The 16402-nt window shown below is 31.6% G+C and carries 17 protein-coding genes; 9 read left to right on the top strand and 8 right to left on the bottom strand.

Annotated features, from left to right (window positions below; all coding sequences use genetic code 11):
• The first annotated feature begins 15 nt into the window (after window positions 1–15).
• Window positions 16–426 (top strand): bactofilin family protein, encoded by a 411-nt coding sequence (locus tag EOV51_RS07845; protein ID WP_128151582.1) that lies wholly within the window; start codon window positions 16–18, stop codon window positions 424–426.
• A 48-nt stretch (window positions 427–474) separates the two neighbouring features.
• Here the strand turns inward: EOV51_RS07845 and EOV51_RS07840 are convergent, their stop codons facing one another.
• Window positions 475–1737: an NAD(P)/FAD-dependent oxidoreductase gene (locus EOV51_RS07840; RefSeq protein ID WP_128151580.1), complete on the bottom strand. Its 1263-nt coding sequence runs from the start codon at window positions 1735–1737 to the stop codon at window positions 475–477.
• Window positions 1738–1908: 171 nt separating this feature from the next.
• On the opposite strand from EOV51_RS07840, the gene EOV51_RS07835 reads away from it, so the two are divergent.
• Window positions 1909–2496 (top strand): DUF3109 family protein, encoded by a 588-nt coding sequence (locus EOV51_RS07835; protein WP_128151578.1) that lies wholly within the window; start codon window positions 1909–1911, stop codon window positions 2494–2496.
• On the opposite strand, the gene EOV51_RS07830 is transcribed toward EOV51_RS07835, so the two are convergent.
• The 4 genes from EOV51_RS07830 to tamL form a co-directional block, all read right to left on the bottom strand.
• On the bottom strand, window positions 2497–3027 hold the full coding sequence (locus EOV51_RS07830; RefSeq protein ID WP_128151576.1) for a TlpA family protein disulfide reductase: 531 nt from the start codon (window positions 3025–3027) through the stop codon (window positions 2497–2499).
• A gap of 16 nt (window positions 3028–3043) precedes the next feature.
• Window positions 3044–3772 carry an LPS export ABC transporter ATP-binding protein gene (gene lptB, locus EOV51_RS07825; protein WP_128151574.1) on the bottom strand — a complete coding sequence of 243 codons (729 nt, stop codon included), beginning with the start codon at window positions 3770–3772 and terminating at the stop codon, window positions 3044–3046.
• A 63-nt stretch (window positions 3773–3835) separates the two neighbouring features.
• On the bottom strand, window positions 3836–4984 hold the full coding sequence (locus EOV51_RS07820) for a sensor histidine kinase (RefSeq protein ID WP_128151572.1): 1149 nt from the start codon (window positions 4982–4984) through the stop codon (window positions 3836–3838).
• A gap of 41 nt (window positions 4985–5025) precedes the next feature.
• Entirely contained in the window at window positions 5026–7818 is a 2793-nt protein-coding gene (tamL, locus tag EOV51_RS07815) for a translocation and assembly module lipoprotein TamL (protein ID WP_164875265.1), read from the bottom strand.
• Between the two features lie 9 nt (window positions 7819–7827).
• On the opposite strand from tamL, the gene EOV51_RS07810 reads away from it, so the two are divergent.
• The 6 genes from EOV51_RS07810 (at window position 7828) to EOV51_RS07785 (ending at window position 12758) form a co-directional block, all read left to right on the top strand.
• The gene (locus EOV51_RS07810) at window positions 7828–8574 is read left to right on the top strand and encodes an RNA methyltransferase (RefSeq protein ID WP_128151567.1); all 747 of its coding nucleotides are present in this window, start codon (window positions 7828–7830) and stop codon (window positions 8572–8574) included.
• On the top strand, window positions 8561–9853 hold the full coding sequence (locus EOV51_RS07805) for a cryptochrome/photolyase family protein (RefSeq protein ID WP_128151565.1): 1293 nt from the start codon (window positions 8561–8563) through the stop codon (window positions 9851–9853). The genes EOV51_RS07810 and EOV51_RS07805 overlap by 14 nt, the downstream gene beginning before the upstream one ends.
• A 76-nt stretch (window positions 9854–9929) precedes the next feature.
• Window positions 9930–10895: a YheT family hydrolase gene (locus EOV51_RS07800; protein WP_128151563.1), complete on the top strand. Its 966-nt coding sequence runs from the start codon at window positions 9930–9932 to the stop codon at window positions 10893–10895.
• Between the two features lie 118 nt (window positions 10896–11013).
• Window positions 11014–11502, top strand: a complete 489-nt coding sequence (locus EOV51_RS07795; protein ID WP_128151561.1) for a lipocalin family protein — start codon at window positions 11014–11016, stop codon at window positions 11500–11502.
• Window positions 11503–11587: 85 nt separating this feature from the next.
• Window positions 11588–12154, top strand: a complete 567-nt coding sequence (locus tag EOV51_RS07790) for a cob(I)yrinic acid a,c-diamide adenosyltransferase (protein ID WP_128151559.1) — start codon at window positions 11588–11590, stop codon at window positions 12152–12154.
• Entirely contained in the window at window positions 12147–12758 is a 612-nt protein-coding gene (locus EOV51_RS07785; protein WP_128151557.1) for a thiamine diphosphokinase, read from the top strand. Before EOV51_RS07790 ends, EOV51_RS07785 begins: the two co-directional genes overlap by 8 nt.
• A gap of 55 nt (window positions 12759–12813) precedes the next feature.
• On the opposite strand, the gene ffh is transcribed toward EOV51_RS07785, so the two are convergent.
• The gene (gene ffh / locus EOV51_RS07780) at window positions 12814–14163 is read right to left on the bottom strand and encodes a signal recognition particle protein (RefSeq protein WP_128151555.1); all 1350 of its coding nucleotides are present in this window, start codon (window positions 14161–14163) and stop codon (window positions 12814–12816) included.
• A gap of 181 nt (window positions 14164–14344) precedes the next feature.
• Here ffh and EOV51_RS07775 point away from each other — a divergent pair, with 181 nt between their 5' ends.
• On the top strand, window positions 14345–15289 hold the full coding sequence (locus EOV51_RS07775) for a manganese-dependent inorganic pyrophosphatase (protein WP_128151553.1): 945 nt from the start codon (window positions 14345–14347) through the stop codon (window positions 15287–15289).
• Window positions 15290–15390: 101 nt separating this feature from the next.
• On the opposite strand, the gene tssD (EOV51_RS07770) is transcribed toward EOV51_RS07775, so the two are convergent.
• Window positions 15391–15783: a type VI secretion system tube protein TssD gene (gene tssD, locus EOV51_RS07770; RefSeq protein WP_128151551.1), complete on the bottom strand. Its 393-nt coding sequence runs from the start codon at window positions 15781–15783 to the stop codon at window positions 15391–15393.
• Window positions 15784–15910: 127 nt separating this feature from the next.
• Window positions 15911–16297, bottom strand: a complete 387-nt coding sequence (gene tssD, locus EOV51_RS07765; RefSeq protein WP_128151549.1) for a type VI secretion system tube protein TssD — start codon at window positions 16295–16297, stop codon at window positions 15911–15913.
• Between the last annotated feature and the right edge of the window lie 105 nt (window positions 16298–16402).

The raw sequence follows: 16402 nt of genomic DNA, 5'->3' as shown, positions 1-16402 counted from the left end.
TTAACCAACTACTATATGTTTAATAAGAAAAAAAATGACTCTCCGAGTCTAGGTTCTGAGAATATAACAACAATCATAGCGGAAGATTGTAAAATTGAAGGAACCATCAATTGCAAGGCTTTTATAAAAATCGACGGGCAGGCTTTAGGTGGAATAACCAGCGCCGGTGGTGTTATTTTAGGTAAAAAGGGTTACGTTAAAGGTGATGTGAAAACCAAAGAATTAATTATTTACGGAAAAATAGAGGGAGACGTTTTTGCTGATAATCTAACTCTTAAAGAAACCGGAAGCATTATAGGAAATATGCACGTTAAAAGTTTTCAGGTTGAAAATGGAGCCAATTATCATGGAACTGTAAGTATGGATGCTACGCAAATTTCTTCTTCTGCTGATAAAGACACTCATCATAATAAACAGACAAAATAAAAACAGACCAATTAATTTAAATTGGTCTGTTTTTTTATAAGTTGAAATTTACTTTTTATCTCCTATTTTGTAGGCTATGCCTAATGATGTGTTTCTAGAAAAATAAATTGTCATCCATCTATAAAATGTATTCAATTTATTTCCTACGGAAACTAAAGATATAAGGTGAATAGATGACCATATTGCCCAGGCTATGAAGCCTTTAAGAAACATGGTTGGATGTATTAAATCTGCAACCGCTTTATTTCTACCAATTACAGCCATTGAACCTCTATCAGTATAGTGAAATGGACTTAGCTTTTGATTTTTAATTTTTCTTTTTAAATTTTTTGCCAGGTTTTTACCTTGTTGTATGGCTACCTGCGCCAACTGTGGGTGACCTTCAGGAAATTCTGAATCTGTAGTCATTATACAGGTATCTCCTAATGCATATATATCTTTATATCCTTTTACTTCGTTAAATTCGTCAACCTGCATTCTTCTCCCTTTACCAAAAATGTCTTCTGACAACCCTTTAAAAACTCTTGATGTTACTCCCGCTGTCCATATTATAGTTCTGGTCTCTATTTTTTCACCTCCATCAAAATAAATAGCTCCTTCATCACAGTCTTTAACTCTCGTATTCAATAATACTTTTACCCCCAATTTTTTTAATGCTTTGTAAGATTCTTCATGAGATTTTTCACTCATTGCTCCTAAAAGAGTTGTAGCTCCCTCCACCAGATATATATTTACTTTACATTTTAAATTTCTATAATCAACCGGAGAAATATAATTTACTATTTCACAAAGTACCCCGGCAATTTCTACTCCTGCCGGTCCTCCTCCAGTAATTACTATGGATAATAATTTTTCCTGTTCCACCGGATCCTGAACTAGGGATGCTTCCTCCATACGTAATAAAAGTGTATTCCTTAATAAAAGAGCATCGTTGAGAGTCTTCATCGGAATGGCATATTTTTCAATGTTAGACATTCCGAAATAATTACTTTGGGTTCCGGTTGCAAATATTAATATATCGTAATCTATTTCGCCATTGGAAAGTACCACTTTTTTTTCCTGAGGCTTTACCTCCACTAGTTCTCCTAAATGAAAATGTACATTTTTTTTATGTCTGATAAATCTTCTGAAGGGATAACTGATAGCGGCCGGTTCTAATATGCTTGAGCTAACTTGATATATGAGAGGTGGGAAAAAATTATAGTTGTTCTTATCTACCAGAATAATTTCATAGTTATCATCATTGGCCAGCTGGGTCATTATATTAATTCCAGCAAAACCTCCTCCTACAAGGACAATTCTTTTTTTCATATTTTTATTATATTCCTTTTATTTTTTTACTGTTTTTTATGTGTATGGTATAACTGAGTGTTTAAGCATTATACAAACATTTAGCCAAAAGTGATATTTTTCATATTATATTTTAACAAACTTTTTAAGAATAAAAATATAAGCTTACTTTTGCAGTGTTATTTAAAATTTATGATTCAAATAGACGATACTATTATTTCTCTGGATATTTTTCAAAAGCAATTTGTATGTAATTTAAACAAATGCAAAGGAATCTGTTGTGTGGAAGGAGATTCAGGAGCTCCGCTTGATGAGGATGAACTGCCTGTACTTGAAGAAATATACGATCAGGTAGCTCCTTATTTGAGAGATGAGGGTAAACGTTCTATTGAGCTGCAGGGAAAATATGTTACTGATATTGACGGTGATTATGTTACTCCTTTAATTGAAGGTAAAGAATGTGCTTACGTAATATTTGATAATGCAGGTATAGCTAAATGCGCAATTGAAAAGGCATATGAGGAAGGTAAAGTTTCCTATAAAAAACCTATATCCTGCCACTTATATCCTATACGCCTTCAAAAACTCAGAAAATATATTGCTTTGAATTACGATGAATGGCATATATGTTCAGATGCATGTACTTTAGGAAAAGAATTAAAAGTTAAAGTTTTTGAGTTTTTAAAAGAACCATTAATCCGAAAATTTGGTGAAGATTGGTATTTTCAGTTACAAGAAGCCAATCAACTCATTTTGGACGAAATGGAAGAAAAAAAATAATTATTTTTGGTTTTCGTTTCTAAGATTTTCTATTATTTCCTGAATCTCAGGATCTTTAGCTGTTACTGAATAATATTTAGCTATTTTTCCATCAGGAGCTATAATCATATATCTGGGTATCCAATTTAATTCTATATATTCTGTAAAAGTATTTTTCCAACCTGTATAAAACCAGTAATTATTCCCTTTTTTATCTAATCCGTATTTGACAATACTTTTTAACCAGAATTCTTTATTCCGATCTAAAGACAGATATATAAAACTCACCTCAGGATTATTTTCTTTTAGTTGATCTGAAAAAGGCATATCTACCAGACAGTCTTTACACCACCCTGCCCAAAATTTTATAACTATAATTTTCCCTTTGTAGTTTTCAAGTAATGTATTTAAGGTTATTTTATTATCATTTACATCTAATACTTGTTCAGACAATGCTTCCTTCGAAAATTCAGTCTTTGATATCTCAGGTATTTTCTGAGCCACAAGACTTATAGAGAAAAATATTGATAGTATTGTTATAAAATATTTCATGGTTATTATTTAGGATTTAAATTTTTTCAAACCTGAAATTCTCTCCAAGGTATACCTGACGGACCATTGGATCGTTTGCTAAATCTTCAGGATATCCTTCTTTTAGTATATTACCTTCAAACATAATATAGGTTCTGTTAGTAATTGCTAAGGTTTGCTGTACATTGTGGTCTGTAATAAGAATACCTATGTTTTTATTGACTAACGATCGGACTACTTTCTGAATATCTTCTACCGCTATAGGGTCTACTCCAGCAAAAGGCTCATCAAGCAATATAAAATTTGGGTCGGTTGCCAGACATCTTGCTATTTCACAACGACGTCTTTCTCCTCCGGATAATAAATCTCCTCTATTTTTTCTTACGTGTTCCAATCCAAATTCTTCTATTAAAGAATCTGTTTTTAACCTTCTTTCTTTTTTTGAAAGCTTTGTCATTTCCAACACTCCTAAAATATTATCTTCTACGGAAAGTTTCCTAAAAATTGATGCTTCCTGAGCCAGATATCCTATTCCTTTCTGCGCTCTTTTATACATTGCATCGTGTGTAATGTTTATTTTATCAATAAATACCTGTCCTTGTGTAGGTTTTATCAGGCCTACAATCATATAAAAAGTTGTTGTTTTTCCTGCACCATTAGGCCCTAAAAGTCCGACAATTTCTCCTTGTTCTACTTTTAAAGATACGTCTTTTACTACTCTCTTGCTTCCGTAAGTCTTAATTAAATGTTCACCACGTAATATCATAGGGTCAAAAATAAATAAATTACCTAAGTTTTAGATTGTACTATCTGTTAAATTTTACAAAATTTATTTTTTAAGTATAATTCGAAAGGTTGTACCTTTATTTAGCTCTGTCTTTAAAACAAATATTTTACCAAAATGATAGTCAGCTATAATTCTTCTTGCCAGAGACAAACCTAATCCCCAACCACGCTTTTTCGTAGTAAATCCTGGTTTAAATATTGTTTTAATATTTTTTAAAGGTATTCCTGCACCGTCATCAGATAGATCAATATAGACATGTTTTTTGCTTTCCTGTATTTCCATTACAATATTCCCTTCTTTTTTCATAGCATCTACAGCATTTTTTATTAAATTTTCTATAACCCAACTATAAAGGGATATATTGAGCTGTAGAAATATAGGATGTTCAGGAGATATAAATTTGAAAGTGATGTGCTTGGATACTCTGTTTTTTAAATATAGGAAGGCCTGATAGGAAACTTCTATAATGTCTGCTTCTTCTAATGATGGTGTTGAACCTATCTTTGAAAATCTATCTGTAATATTTTGTAGACGATTGACATCTCTTTCTATATTTTGAATGGGATGCTGATCTATATCTTCTAGTTTTAATATTTCCAACCAGCCAATAATTGAGGATAATGGTGTTCCTATCTGATGAGCTGTTTCTTTAGCCATTCCGGCCCATAAAAGACTTTGTTCTGTTTTTTTCAGGGTTTTGAAATACCAGTAGGTAAACCACACAAATAATACTATTAAAATTATTAATATAATCGGGTAATATTCTAACTGTGTAAGTAATAATGAGTTTTTGTAATAAACATATTGCTTTCCAAATGGTAACACTATGGGAATCGGTTTATACAATTCCTGCATATTGTCCAATTCGTCTTTTAATCTTACCGGATTAGTTATAACTTCTTTCTTAACATTTTTTGAGTCAAGATAGGTTCCTTTTTCATCTACTAAAATTACCGGAATAGTAGTATTTTGCTCTATAAACTGTACTAAGAAAACCTGTGTATTAGATGGGATACCGCTTTCTGTATTTAAAAGCTCTAAGGTTTTGGCATAATTCGCTATTTTAACAGATTCTTCTCTTTTTAATTCCTTGACTTTTCTGTTGGAAAATATAACGATAAAAACAGAAACGGTTAATGCTACAACATATCCGAACCAATTGCTTAATCGTATATTTTTATAGAAAGTCATAATTTGTCTTTTATTTAAATCTGAAAAGTTAAATAAAAGGTTTAAAAAGGATAATCAATGGCAAAGTTAATCTGAGGTTTTAATACATTTATATGCTTGAAATACCAGCGGTCTCCTTCGTCTCTTCGCGGATCGTGAAATTTATAAGCAAAATCAAATCGTATGATAAAATTACTTATGTTCCAACGAACTCCCCATCCTCCTCCGATACCTAATTCTTTATAAAAACTGTCAAATTCAAATTTATTCAGGGAATTTTTTCGGATTCCCCATACATTTCCAGCGTCAACGAATAAAGCTCCTTCAAAGCCTTTACTTGGAAGCGGAAAACGATATTCAAGTGAAGTAAGTAGTTTAAAGTTTTCCAACGCAACTAATTCATATCCGTCTTTACTTCCAAACTTAGAAGTTCCCGGACCAAATCCAAACGCTTTAAAAGCCCTAACATCACTTGGTCCTCCCACAGAATAACTTCTGTCGAAAGGCATATCGAAAGAATTTCCGTATGGTATACCTATACCTGTAAAAAAACGTACATTGAATGATTTTTTCAATGATAAATTCCAATATTTCCTGATATCCAAATCAATTTTCACAAATTGAGAGTAGGGAACACCAAATATTTCTTTTACCACTTTATCATTTGATGTGGTAAAATCTTTTAAAGATTTATTAAATATAGATAAGGCATTTCCTGCTAATTCAATCTGGGTTTTAATGTAAAATGGGTTTTTGGGAGGAAAAAAACTTAATCTTTGATCGTAAGTAAAATTATATTTAAAAGAAGATATTAATACATTTTGTGTAAATCTATACCTTCTTGATTCCAATAATCCATAGGAATCCATACTTTCAGGCGAAACATGCATAAGTTCATCTCTAAAGGCCCGGTCGTTAATAACTTGTTCCTGAAGCTGCTTTTCTGTTATTTTCTTGTCGTTTAAAGCACTTTCAAGTTCAGGATATACTTTGAAATAAAGTTCTTTCATAGTATTCCAATCTTCGGTATAAATATTATAGTAATTTCCCGGATTTAGAAACTGTGTGTACTGCAACCCCCATAATGTTACCTGATGAACGGTGGTACGTGTAGGAGTAAAATTATACGATAATCCTGCATTATAGTTCCTTCTATCCAGCCCTATATTATATTGTGCATTATATCCCAGGGTAATTGCTGAGGAGGGTCCCCACCTTTTAGGTATGATTTTTTTACCGTTAAAAGGAACCAGCAATTTGGGAAATGACAAACTTGCCTGAGCTGAAACTTCTGAAGCGTTAAATAAACTACTATTATTTTTTTTAGATTCTATGTTTCCTACAGAACCACCTAATGTGACACTTAAATTCTCTGCTCCTTTGAAAAGATTTTTTGCAGTAAAAGTTACGTTAGGTGTTATCCCGAAATTCACCACTTTGGAGCCAAATGCCTCAAACCCGATTTCGTATGAATATTTATCCATAGGTGTAAGAATAATATTTGTCACCAAAGTTGAATCAGATCCGGATTCAGGTGCTGTTTTAAATCCCAGGATATTAAAGTTGTTAACTTTATAAATATTTCTCCGGGTTTCTATTTCAGAGTTTAATCGATAATATTGTCCTTTTTCAATAGCCAACATATCTCCCAATACGCGATTTTTGTATCTTCCACCTGTTTCATTAACTATGAAAGCTATTGTATCCTTTATAATTCCTTTGCGTTTTTTTCCATCTTCCCATTTGACTATCTTTCGGTCAGTAACGTAATAGGTAGAATCAATATGATACTGCATTTCTTTATTTAAATTCTGCAGAGTTACTCTTAACTGATTATATTTATATTTTTTAAATTTTAGTTGTGCGCTGTCTTTTTTTACATCTGTAGCAATAGCACTTTTTTTTATGGACATCCGAACCGGAACATTATATATATTTTTTGCAGTATCAACGTAGTAAATAACTTCATCCTTTAAATCGTTGAATCGAAAATATCCCATATTTTGAAATCTATTTTCAATACGCGAAATTTCTTTTTCAATAACATAGGCATCGAGTCTGTCTCCTTTTTTTATTGAAGATCCTCTACTGAAAAATACATTTATCAGTTCTTCTTTTGTTCTTTCAACTGAATTTTTCTTAACTTTTATTTTTGTCTGTCTTTGCAGATAACCGTTATATAAATTATCCTGAAGTTCCTGGGCTACGTCATAAATTATGGTATCCATAATCATAGGTCGCCCCAATTTTATATCGTAACGTACTTTGGCTTTTTTGCCAGATGCTAACAAGGTGTCTTTTACTGAAGATTTTCTCCAGCCTCGGTTTTTAAAATATTGTTGAAGATTTTTAGCAGAAGAAGCTGCTATTGCAGTATCAGCTATTACAGGCGGTTCTCCGTTATTATAGAAAAACCTGTCAAACCATCGATTCTGCCCCACATAGCTTTTAAGATTGTATTTAATATAGAGAGAATCCAGCAATGCCTGATTTCTTTCTTTTTGTTTAACTTTATAATAGTCGTAATAGACTGAATCAAATTTCGGATCAGAACGGTCATACATCCATAAGGCTAAAGGAACAAAAAAAAGTATAGTTTTATTGGGCTTTTGCTTTACGTAACTATCTAGTTCATCGGAAAATGGAGATTTATATTCATTTACCACCGGTTTTCCTTTCTCATCATAAAAAGGCATTCCATATGCATCTAAATAAGGCATCCCTTTTTTATCTAAGTAATTGTATTTATTACCTATAAACAGGTATTGTTTCTCAGGAACCTTATTTGTTTTACATGAAAAAATTAATAAGATTTGAGCGGAAATCAGTATCTTTAATGTTATATTGCGTTTCAATTTTATCATATGCTGTCTACCAACAAAATTAAACTTATTCAATCACTTAGTAAAAAAAAGTATAGGCAAAAATATAACTTATTTGTTGTTGAAGGTATAAAAAACATTAAAGAATTTGTCTTTAGTGATTTTATTTTAAAAAATATTTACAGCACTGAACCTATTTCATTTCTCAATGAGTCTCAGTACGAGTTAATTTCACAAGATGAACTTAAAAAAATAAGTTTTTTAACTACTCCACACAACGCTTTGGCTTTATTTGAAATACCAATATTTAATTTAAATAAAATTGTTGGCATGCAATTAGCTTTAGATGAAGTTCAGGATCCTGGAAATATGGGAACTATCATACGCTTAGCTGACTGGTTTGGAATTGAACAGATAGTTTGCAGTCCCGGTACTGTAGATATTTTTAACCCGAAAGTTGTGCAAGCATCTATGGGATCTCTGGCAAGAGTAAATATTGTGTATATGGATTTAGTCAATTTTATTACCTCAAACGAGGATTTAAGAATTTATGCTACAGATATGAACGGAGATAATCTTTATGAGACTTCTTTTGCTTCTGATGCTGTGTTGGTAATGGGAAATGAAGGAAACGGAATTTCGGACCAGGTAAAACAATTATGTACAAATGTTATTACTATTCCACGTTTTGGGAATATTCAAAAAACGGAAAGTTTAAATGTTGCTATGTCTGCCGGAATTATAATAGGTGAATTTTTTTCTCAAATTAATAAAAATGGAAACAGTTAATATTTTTTGGTTTCGCAGGGATTTACGGCTTGAGGATAATCTGGGTTTGTATGAAGCTTTAAAAAAAGGAAAAACTCTTCCGATTTTTATTTTTGATTCTAAAATTTTGGACCAATTACCGGACAAATATGATGCAAGGGTCACTTTTATTTATAAACAACTTACTGTTCTTAATAAAAAACTTGAAAAATGTAACACTTCTATAGCATTATTATCTGGCAGCCCTATAGATTGTTTTAAAAAATTATGTGATTCATATTCCATAGAATCTGTCTATTGCAACGAGGATTATGAACCGTACGGTCTTGAACGTGATAAAGAAATTGAAGAATTTTTAAAGAGTAAAAAAATTTCATTTAAAAAATTTCAGGATCATGTTATTTGTAATCCAAATGAAGTTTTTAAAAAAGATGGTTCTCCTTATACGATTTATACTCCTTATTCAAAACAATGGAAATCTACAGTTTCCGAAAAAAAAATTGAAACATATTCCAGTGAATCTTTGTTAAAAAACTGTATTAATCATAACACTCAGCAATTAAATATCGATAAGTTAGGATTTAAGTTGAGCTCTATTAATCCTCCGGAACTTAATTTATCTTCATCGATAATTACTAATTATAAAAAAAACAGAGATTATCCATCTATGTCGGCCACTACTCACCTAGGTATTTACCTGCGTTTTGGTACAGTTTCAATCCGTGAAATTTTTCTAAAATTCAAAAAAGTTGATACAAGCCTTATAGATGAACTTATATGGAGAGAATTTTTTATCTCCATACTTTATCATTTCCCAAAAGTTGTAAAGCAAAGTTTTAAATCTAAATATGACAATATTAAATGGAGATATAATGAGGATGATTTCGACCGATGGAAAGAAGGGAAAACAGGATATCCTATAGTTGATGCGGGAATGCGGGAACTCAATGAAAGTGGTACTATGCACAATAGAGTACGAATGATTACCGCTAGTTTTTTATGCAAGCATCTGTTAATTGACTGGAGATGGGGTGAAGCTTATTTTGCTTCAAAATTATTGGATTTTGAACTTGCCAGCAATAATGGTAACTGGCAATGGGCCAGTGGTTCAGGTTGTGATTCGGTTCCATATTTCAGAGTTTTCAATCCTACAATTCAAATGGAAAAATTTGATAAGGATTACCAGTATATCAAAAAATGGATCCCTGAATTTTCTGATAAAGATTCTTACCTTCAACCTATGGTTGAACATTCTTTTGCTAGAGATAGAGCATTGAAAGCTTATAAAGATGCTCTTTAATTCTGCTAATATTTTTTAGAGTTTTTTAGCAGATTTATTTATTAATTATTAAATTTAATAATTAATTTGATTCGCTATGCATTTTATAGAAAAATCGGGTTATCAACCTCCCAATAACTTTATATTTAAAAATGCTCATTTATCCACTATTATTCCCGGTGCTATAAAAAAATACCCGGTTCCTCCTTATTCAAGAGAAAAGCTGGAACTTCCTGACGGAGATTTTTTACTCCTTGACTGGTGGATAAACGATAGTACGGATAGCATAGTAATTATTTCTCATGGTCTTGAAGGTCATTCAAGAAGAACTTATATAAATAGTTGTGCCGATTATTTTCACAAATTCGGTTATTCGGTTTTAGCCTGGAACCAAAGAAGCTGCGGCGGCGAAATAAATCGGCTTCCAAAGTTGTATCACATGGGGCTGATTGATGATCTGAAGTGTGTAGTTAATCAAGCCATATATTCGGGATTTAAAAAAATTCATCTTATTGGTTATTCTATGGGAGGGATTGTAACTTTAAATTATGCTGGTAAAATTAATGTTCCTGAAGAAGTAAAATCTTGTATTACATTTTCTACTCCTCTCAACGTTTTACAAAATGTAAAAGCATTTAAAAAAACTTCCAATTTTTTTTATTTTCATAATTTTATGGTTGATTTTAAAAAGAAATTAATTTTTAAACATAGTCAGTTTCCTGATATTTTCAATATTAAACAGGCTAAATCTATTAAATCATTTGACGATTTAGATTCTCTTTTTACAGCTCCGATATATGGGTTTGCAAATAAAGAAGAATATTATTTAAAAGTTTCTCCTTTATTCGTATTAAACAACATTAAAACCCCTACTTTAATTGTTAATGCAGAAAATGACCCTTTTTTAACCGAAGAGAATTACTTGGATAGATATGAAATTTCAAATCCAAATATTTACTTTGAAAAACCTAAATATGGAGGACATGTGGGATTTCCATTGCATAACTCTAAGTTCTCGTGGGCTGAAATCAGGGCCAAAGAATTTATAGACAGTATACTTTAAAGTAATACCCAAATAGCTCTTTTTATCATTTATTATTAACAAAAATCTTCCTTAAATTTATTTATATTAAATTTTAAACATTTTTTATTATATTTGCTTAAATAAATTTAAATTTAAAATGATGAAAAAACTATTATTATTAATGTTATTGCCTTTATTATTTATTAATTGTTCAAGTGACGATGATGACATTCCATCAAACAACCACCCCATAGTAGGAACCTGGAAATATATTGAAATAAAAGCTAATGTTGAAGGGACTAACTTAACCGAGGAACAAAAACAATTAATTATTTATAGTATGGATCCTGCTCCTGCTTCCAATGGAGTAATTCATATAACTTTTAATTCTGATGGAACTGGTTGGATTAAACATTTTGAAGATAATACCATAGATTCTTTTACTTATACTATAACAGGTAACATAATTAATCTTAAAGATGATAATGAAAATGATAACGAGAATGAAACATATACTTTCGAAATTCAAAATAATAGATTAATTATAACAGAAACTAATTACAACACTTTAGAATATTATCAAAATTTATATCCATCTGCTGGTATTACTAAGACAGATCTTATTATTACTTACGAAAAAATATAATTTCAATTTTAAAGAAATGAAAAAAGTGACTGTATCCAGTCACTTTTTTTTTGTAATTTACTTGCTTAAATAATTTAAGTACTATATGAAAATATATACAAAAACCGGAGATAAGGGAATTACTTCTCTTTATGGTGGTACTCGTGTTCCGAAAAATGCTATACGGATTCAGGCCTATGGAGATGTAGATGAGCTTAACTCTTATTTAGGTTTAATTAGAAGCTATACTAAACAAAAAGAACTTGATGATCAGTTGCAAGTAATACAAAATTCTTTATTTGATTTAGGGGCAGAATTGGCTACTCCCAATGAAAAAATGATTTTGGCTAATGGAAAGCCCAGATTAGCCTGCTTAATTAGTGAAAAGCAAATTAGTTTTCTTGAGGAATGGATTGATGCGATGGAATCTGAACTTCCTGCATTAACGCAATTTATACTTCCAACCGGATGTCCGGCTACTTCAGTATCGCATATTGCACGAACCATTTGCAGAAGGTCTGAACGAGCTGTTATTTCTCTGAATGAACAGGAAGAGCTCCGCCCTTTGTGCTATATTTATTTAAACAGATTATCTGATTATTTATTTGTCCTAGCTCGTTATTTCGGTCATCTGGCGGGACATAAAGAAACTCCATGGACTCCCAATGAATAAAGCATTACTTTTTATCAACGGAAAAAAGCCTAAATCTATACCCGAAGATTTATCCTCTTATTCTTTAATATGTTGCACCGATGGTGCTTATACCCGTTATGTGAAAAAATTCAATTTAACAGTTGATTTCATTTCGGGAGATTTAGATAGTATTAAACGTAAGAAAGTACCTTCTCTTATAACTGTGATACCAACTCCTGATCAAAATAAAACTGATTTCCACAAGGCTTTAGAACTTCTTATTAAGCGTGGAATTAAAGAAGTTGATGTTTACGGTGCAACTGGTAGAGAAAGTGACCATTTTATTGGCAATTTGGCAACTGCTCTATTCTTTAAAAAGAAATTGAAAATTACTTTTTATGATGATTTTTCATATTTTTTCTTTTCTGAAAAAAGAGTAAATCTTTGTGGTGTTAAAGGAAAAACAATATCTCTCATTCCTTTTTTCACGGCAACAAATATTTGTACTGAAGGCTTAGAATATCCTTTGTCTAATGAATCATTAACATTTTCTGAAAGAATTGGTACAAGAAATAAAGCTAACAAAAATTCAGTAACTATCACCTACACTGATGGTGAATTGCTATTGTATATAGGTAAATAAAAAACACGGAGGTTTCCGTGTTTTTTTATGTAGTAATGCTTTCTGATATTTTAAATTAAAATGGTTTACCTCCGTTACCCATTTGTTTAGCCATTGCCTGCATCATCATTCTACCTTGGGGCGACTGCATCATTTTCATCATTTTGCTCATCTGTTCGAACTGTTTAAGTAGTTGATTTATATCTTGAACGGTACGTCCGCTACCTTTAGCTATACGATTTTTTCTTGATGTTGTAATAATTGCCGGATTTCTTCTTTCATCCGGAGTCATTGAATATATAAGTGCTTCAATATGTTTAAAAGCGTCATCGTCTATATTTACATCCTTCATTGCTTTACCCACCCCTGGAATCATTCCCATTAAATCTTTCATATTTCCCATTTTCTTAATCTGCTTGATTTGGCTTAAGAAATCATCAAACCCGAACTGATTTTTTGCAATCTTTTTCTGCAATTTTCTGGCTTCTTCTTCATCAAACTGCTCCTGAGCTCTCTCTACCAGGGAAACAACGTCTCCCATTCCTAATATACGGTCTGCCATACGTTCAGGATAGAAAAGATCTAAAGCTTCCATCTTTTCTCCGGTAGATATAAATTTAATAGGCTTATCGACAACTGTACGAATAGTTAAGGCAGCCCCACCGCGGGTATCTCCATCCAGTTTGGTCAATACTACTCCATCATAATCTAAAACCTCATTAAAAGCCTTGGCTGTATTAACAGCATCCTGACCTGTCATAGAGTCTACTACAAAAAGTGTCTCCTGAGGCTGAACTGCCTGATGAACGTTTCTAATTTCATTCATCATAGTTTCATCTATGGCTAAACGTCCAGCGGTGTCAATAATAATTACAGAAAACTTATTTTGCTTTGCATAATCTATTGCATGTAAAGATATATCGACAGGATTTTTGTTTTCAATTTCAGAAAATACTTCTACTCCGACTTGATTTCCTAAAACTTTTAACTGGTCTATTGCAGCCGGACGATACACATCACAAGCTACTAAAAGAACTTTCTTCTGTTTCTTTGTCTTGAGATAGTTAGCTAGTTTCCCCGAGAATGTAGTTTTACCAGATCCTTGTAAACCTGCTATCAGAACTATTGAAGGATTTGCCGACAGATTTATTCCTACGTTTTCTCCTCCCATCAATTCAGCTAGCTCGTCATGTACAATCTTCACCATTAACTGACCTGGAGTTAAAGAAGTAAGCACATTCTCTCCCATAGCCTTATCCTGGATTCTTTTGGTAAGATCTTTTGCCACTTTATAGCTAACATCGGCATCAACCAAAGCTCTCCGAATTTCTTTTACCGTTTCGGCAACGTTAATTTCAGTTATTTTTCCTCTACCGCTAATATTATGTAAAGCCTTATCTAATTTATCCTGTAAATTTTGAAACATATTCGTTCTTTATAATGTATTGCAAAAATAGAAAAGTTTTAATTAATTAAAAAATAAGTGTTTCAGTAATGCACTTTCTTTTCTTTTGTAAAAAAATCGTAAATAGCGTATATTTGCAACCTCATTATAAAATAGTTATCTGTTTTATCTTATGTTAAATAAATTTTTAATAATAACCCTCATGAGTAAAATACTAATTATAGGACATTTAAATCCTGATACAGACTCAATTACTTCGGCTATATCCTTATCATATTTACAAAATAAACTTGGAAAAAATACCGAAGCTGTGGCTTTGGGTAAACCTAATGAAGAAACCCAATATGCCTTAAATTATTTTAAAACTGAAGCTCCCAGAGTTATAAGTCGTGCCTCGGACGAGACTAAAGAAGTAATGCTTGTAGATCATAATGAATTTCAACAAGCTGTTTCCGATATTTCGGAATTGACAGTTCTTGCTGTAATTGACCATCATAGAATTGCTAATTTCCAGACTATAAACCCTCTTTATTATAGAGCAGAACCTGTAGGCTGTACTCAAACAATTATTTTAAAGCTATATAAAGAGCATGGTATTGAAATTCCTCCACATATAGCTGGATTGATGCTTTCAGGTATTATTTCAGACACTTTGCTTTTCAAATCTCCTACCTGTACAGATGAAGATATTAAAGCTGCTCAGGAACTAGCTACTATTGCTGGTGTCGACTTAAACGATTACGGTATGGAACTTCTTAAAGCCGGAACTAATTTATCTGGTAAAAGTGCTGTTGAATTAATTTCACTTGATGCAAAATCTTTTGAAGTAAATGATAAAAAAATTCGTGTAGCTCAAGTCAATACTGTAGATTTCAATGATATTTTCTCTAGAAAGGAAGAAATAATAAATGCTATAAACGAAGAGATATCCTCAAATCATTATAATTTGTTTTTATTTGTAGCGACAAATGTGCTTGATAGTGATTCTAGGATTATTGCATTAGGGGATTCTTATTTAAGTGCTGAACGTGCTTTTAATATACATTTAACTGAAAATGAAGGTTTTTTAAAAGGAGTAGTTTCCCGAAAAAAACAAATTATTCCTCAATTAACTGTGGCTTTGTCTGAAGAAACTGTATCTCAATAATCTTAAACTTTTATATCAAAATATTCTAATAAAAAAGTTCGGAAATTTCCGAACTTTTTTATTAGAATATTTTAGTAAGAAAATAACCTACGATAGAAAATTTAGATTTTCCATGTATTTTCATAGGAAACATTGGTTACTGTTAAATTTTTAGCAACGATTAACATACTTATAGACATAGGCTCATCGTTTATGGAATCAAATTCTTCAGTAAACTCTATACAGTATCCTTTTTCAAATTTAACTTCCTGTAAACGACTCATTGCATCTCTTCTATAAAAGATAATTGTTGCATCCTTTGTTTTTTCGGAAGATAACATCCAATCTATAAAAGTTGACTTTCCTGAACTTTCAATTTTCAAATGAACCTGTCCACCACGAATTGTAGCCTGAGGCTTCCCTGTACTATCTACACCTTGATTAAAACTATATTTGCAGTGTAAAACATTGTGGACTTCTCCGTCCATCTCTAATTTGGCTAAAAAAGATGACATGTTTGTTTTTTTTTAATTAATAATAAGAATTTTCATATAATCTGTAATAAAAAAGGGAGTAATATAAAACTCCCTTTTTTGCTCTATAGAGCTTTTTCTTTTAATTGAAAACCACGAATTTTGGTTATTATACCCACTCGTTAACGTGTTCTCCTGTTCCCATTTTGATAGCTTTAGCTGAAATGGTGAAAGTTTCTGTTAGGGGGTTAGAACCAATGGCATCGAAATTTTCTCTGTATTTTACTACATAACCATCTGAAAAGTTAAGTTCTTTAAGAGTTGCATCGGAATCTCTTTTTACAAAGATTACTTTTCCGTCTTTTCTTTCGAAACTGTTGGTCATCCATTCAAAAATATCAGTCTCACCGGTTGATTCTACTGTTACTTCAATTCTACCTCCTCTAGTCTGAGAAGATGGACGCCCGGTTGGATCTGTTTCCTGAGCTAAGGAATAATTAACATTTAGTACATTGTACTTTTTTCCTGCTACTTCTAATTTAGCTTTAAATGACATAATAAAATGATTTTAATGATTAATATTATAATTTAAAATTTAACTAATTAACTAAAACTTATAATACAAATATAACCCTTTTCTTTTATCTTATCTCATTTAAAA

Origin of the sequence: Apibacter raozihei, from assembly GCF_004014855.1 — a bacterium.
Lineage (GTDB): Bacteria > Bacteroidota > Bacteroidia > Flavobacteriales > Weeksellaceae > Apibacter > Apibacter raozihei.
Note: the sequence above shows the minus strand (reverse complement) of the source record. Positions and strands in the feature narration are given on the sequence as shown.